The following is a 3825-nucleotide window of genomic DNA, read 5'->3' as shown; positions in this document are numbered from 1 at the left end:
CACGGCCAGCATGCTCGCCGACATCACGCTCAAGATTCAGGAGACACGCCCTAGGGGAGTCGGTCGCCGACGCCGCGGTTCGCGAGGTCGAAGAAGAGACCGGCGTCCGCGTCGAGATCACCGGTCTCGTCGGCATCTACACCGACCCCGGACACGTCATGGCTTACGACGACGGCGAGGTGCGCCAGGAGTTCTCCGTGTGCTTTCACGCTCGGGTGATTAGCGGCGAGCCACGCCAGGACGACGTCGAGACGAAGGCAGCGAAGTGGGTCGACGTCGCCGATGTCTCCGAGTTGGACATCCACCCGTCGATGCGCCGGCGAATCGAGGCGGCACTCCGGGCGGAGAGCGAGCCCGAGATCGTCTAGGCAGCCGCGAGGCGGCGATTGGTGCGATCGATGGCGGCTTGGATCGACGGCTGCGCCCGGGACATGGCCCGTCCGACAATGGAATTTTGGTCGTACCGCCCGATAATCTCGGAGAGACGCTCGGCGTAGTCGAACCGCTCACCCCGCGGTCCCGTCGTCATATCTGCCGTCCACAGCGCGTCCGGAACCGGTCCTTCCTCACTCGGCCATTCCGCGAGTTCGGCTTGCAGACCACGCTCGGCCGCCTCGAAAGTCGCAGCAGAATGGTGAGCCACGAGCGCGCACAGCCGCGGCGAGTGGCCCTTGGCGGCGAGGTACCGAGCGCCATCGATCGGATGGAAGCCCGTCTGCACCAGCTCCGGCGCGTACCCAGGTCGTGCCACCAGGCAGCCACGACGAGAAGTTCACGGTCCTCGGGCGGAACGGCATGCGCCAGTTCCTCGGCGCGGGCCGCGACCTTCACCGTGTGCCGATGGCGGTTGCCTAGCGGCGCGAGCAGCTCGCGAGCCAACGCAGCAGCGATGGTCCGACCGGTCGCGGGCCCGGCTCCGCCGCCCATGTCACGTGGGTTGACAGACTCGCCAGCGTCGGTCGGCACGCATCTCACGGTAGTCCTCCGACGATGGCTCACTCACGGCTGGCGGCGGCGAGCCCGTCCAGTCAGGGGGCCGGCCGGTCCCCGCCGAGCGTCGACGCAGCGCAGCTGCTCGTCCATGTCCCGTGGTGGCACCGGTGCGGTCGCTCGCCGGTCCGCTCGACCCGTAGGAGGCCCTACTGTCGCCGCGCCCTTCGTGACGCCGCACCCTCGGTGTAGTCGGGGCCCTGGTCTGGGCGGCAGCGGCCTCGCCCGGCCAGGCGCGGTGTCTCTGGGCCACTCCAGCGTCGGCCTACGTACCCCGGTGGGCCCCCCCGGGGGACCAAGTCCATGATGGTACGCGATGGCACCAGTGTCGGGAAACGAAACGGGCAGTTTTTGACTTGTCCCCTCTTCGTCCTAGAGAGCCCGCGGGGTGTGCTTATCGGAACAGGCGCAGCTGCAGCGGTTCCCGAGCGGATCGCTCGTGCCACTCTGACAGATCGATCCCTGAGCCGAGTGGTGGGCTGTGACGACGAGTCCAAACCTACCGGGGGCAGCGACGCCCCCGGTACGACGTCCCCGGTACTACGCCCCCGGTACACGTCAACACCGATTTCGACATCGACGGTATGTCGCTGTACGTGACGACATCAGAAGGTGCGCCCGGCACAATCGACGGCCTTGCCGAGGACCATGGCCAGGTAGCGGTTGCCGTGCCCGGTGGAGCTCCTGTCCTTGGTCTTGCTGGCTCCATCTACGGGTGAACTTCGCTCAGCAGGGCGAGGTGTCCCACGTCGGGGACCGGACATGTCGCCCGATCTCGGCGACGATCACCTCGCGGCCACCGGCCCGACTCGGGGAAATGTCTGCGCTGCCGACCACAATCGGCGCTCTGTTGCGCTGACACCGGTTCCCGGACCGTGACCGTCTGAGCGGGCTCAGCGTTACGGTTCCCGATCATCAGCGACAAGCGACCGCATGGCGGGCCCGCCGAGAGCCCCGCGTAGCCAGACTTTCTGGACATAACACCCGGGATGTAGCCTGACGAGTGTGATCTGGGTAACATCCTGGCCCTTAGGGACGACTACCGGCGTCCGGCACCGTACACGAAGCGAGCCGTAATGATCAAAGGATTTGCGGACACCCACAATCACCAGTTTGCGCAATGGGCCTTCGGCGGTCGCGCGTTCTGGGGAAACTCCTACGGCGACCCAGCCGTCAATCTTGCTTGGTGCACTCCGAATCACGGGCCTGGCGGAGCCGGAGACTTACTCGGCAACATAGTACGCACGAGTATTCTGGGACTGCCACCTCAGGCGGCGCTCGGACATCTCGTAGGCGGATATCCACAGTTCGACGGCTGGCCGCGCTGGGACAGCATCACTCATCAATCGGTCTTCGAGGACTGGCTGCGCCGCGCGGTTGATGGCGGCCTCCGGCTAATGGTGATGCTCGCCGTTAACAACGAGGTCCTCTTTGGCATGGCAAGCAAGTCGACAGGGAGGACTTGCCAGTTGAAGTAATCGTACGATTGGTGAAGTCGAAACCATGAAGCAATTCATCATCGGACTGCTAATAGTCGGACTTGCCGCGTCAGTCCTCGGAGTTCTCTGCACGGTCGATCCAAGCTTGAAAGGCACGTGGCTGGAAGTCGGTAAGCCGCTCATGGCCTTCGGAGCGACTGTCTTTGTCGGGGGCGCTGTAGCAAGCTGGCTGAAGCTCTATGAGCATGGGCGCGACGACAAGAAGGCATGGGCCCAGCTACTCGAGGACATCGTCGAGGCTCACCAACAACTCTCCGTTGCATGCCAACTGATCAACGCACACAAGACCGCAAAGACCTACAGCCTACAGAACGGAAAGATCTGTGAGATCAGAGCGACGCTGCGCCGCGTATCTAGCCATCCCCTAGTTGAGGGTGATCGGCCCAAGAGGAATGCAACGAGCGTGAAGGCTCACTTGGACGCAATGCAGAAATACGTTGATGACCTCGGGCAAGAATATGAAGAGAAGTACCTCAGAGCCAGTCGGCAACAGCTTATTGACGAGCAGTATCTCAAGCTCCGCATCGCCGCTCTGGTAACTAACCCAAACCCCAGAATGATATTCGACCCAAAGGACCAGGTGTATCAGCCAACTAGATCTTGGCAGACATTGAGAACGTTCCCTCACCTTCGTCACTTCATGAGGAACTTCACACACAGCCGTTTCGAAGAATCGTTCCAGCAACTGCGGAAGATGCTGGCAGAACGGGCGGGGGTCAAGGCCCGTAGCCCCTGGTCGGAGCGGTGGCCCCTGTCGCACGTACGCCGCGTTCTGTCTTATGCACACCAGAGCCGTTCTTCGTTCTTGGTGCGTCGAGCACGGTAGTCGGCGTGCGTCAGACAGTGGAGGGCCCCTCCCACATCGCGGGCCTGCGGGCCGGTGTCCAGCTGACGCCCAGCCGGGTCGAGAGTCCCGTCGGGATCGACTTCACGCTCGAATCGCGCGAGGGCCTGCCGGCGGGCCGGCTCGGTGCGGGCGGCACGAGGGCCCGGCAGCACTACGGCGGAGGAGACTAAGCACCAAGAGCGGCGTTGCTGACACATGCCAGGGTTGACGTAGGTACCTTGAGCCTCCGCCGGCGTTTTGCGCAGGAGCCAGGTGCGGTGACTCCGCGATCATCACTTGCGGTGGCGGGGGTCTTGGCTCTACGCCACAACTCCAGAGTAAAGAAACATCGATCCTACTCTATTCTAGTGGTAAAGCCACGCGGGTGTCGGCGATCCGTCACCCTGACACGCTTCAGGGCCCGGCTTGGGACTGGTTGAAACCACCACTTTTGGGGCTCTTCCGGAAATGGAGTGCAGCTGAGGGTGTGACCGGGCCGGGAGCTGGGGT

Annotated in this window: 4 protein-coding genes and 1 pseudogene; 3 read left to right on the top strand and 2 right to left on the bottom strand. The window is 63.7% G+C overall.

Going from position 1 to position 3825, the window contains the following annotated elements; genetic code table 11:
• Positions 1 to 368 (top strand): NUDIX hydrolase (locus PHK61_RS31565; protein ID WP_274284999.1); only part of this gene is annotated, 368 nt, incomplete at its 5' end.
• On the opposite strand, the gene PHK61_RS31560 is transcribed toward PHK61_RS31565, so the two are convergent.
• Both PHK61_RS31560 and PHK61_RS31555 read right to left on the bottom strand, forming a co-directional pair.
• Positions 365 to 721, bottom strand: coding sequence for a phosphohydrolase (locus PHK61_RS31560; protein WP_274285000.1), 357 nt, complete (start codon positions 719 to 721; stop codon positions 365 to 367). The genes PHK61_RS31565 and PHK61_RS31560 overlap by 4 nt on opposite strands.
• Positions 722 to 783: 62 nt before the next feature.
• Positions 784 to 927, bottom strand: a pseudogene (locus PHK61_RS31555) (hypothetical protein); the annotation flags it as partial.
• 1566 nt (positions 928 to 2493) lie between these two features.
• On the opposite strand from PHK61_RS31555, the gene PHK61_RS31550 reads away from it, so the two are divergent.
• Together PHK61_RS31550 and PHK61_RS31545 are read left to right on the top strand one after the other, a co-directional pair.
• Entirely contained in the window at positions 2494 to 3315 is an 822-nt protein-coding gene (locus tag PHK61_RS31550; protein WP_274284998.1) for a hypothetical protein, read from the top strand.
• A 5-nt stretch (positions 3316 to 3320) separates the two neighbouring features.
• Positions 3321 to 3506 carry a hypothetical protein gene (locus PHK61_RS31545; protein ID WP_274284997.1) on the top strand — a complete coding sequence of 62 codons (186 nt, stop codon included), beginning with the start codon at positions 3321 to 3323 and terminating at the stop codon, positions 3504 to 3506.
• Positions 3507 to 3825 lie beyond the last annotated feature (319 nt).

The organism is Actinomycetospora lutea (genome assembly GCF_028737205.1).
GTDB lineage: Bacteria > Actinomycetota > Actinomycetes > Mycobacteriales > Pseudonocardiaceae > Actinomycetospora > Actinomycetospora lutea.
The sequence above is the reverse complement of the archived record's forward strand: the minus strand, read 5'-3'. Positions and strand labels throughout refer to the sequence as shown.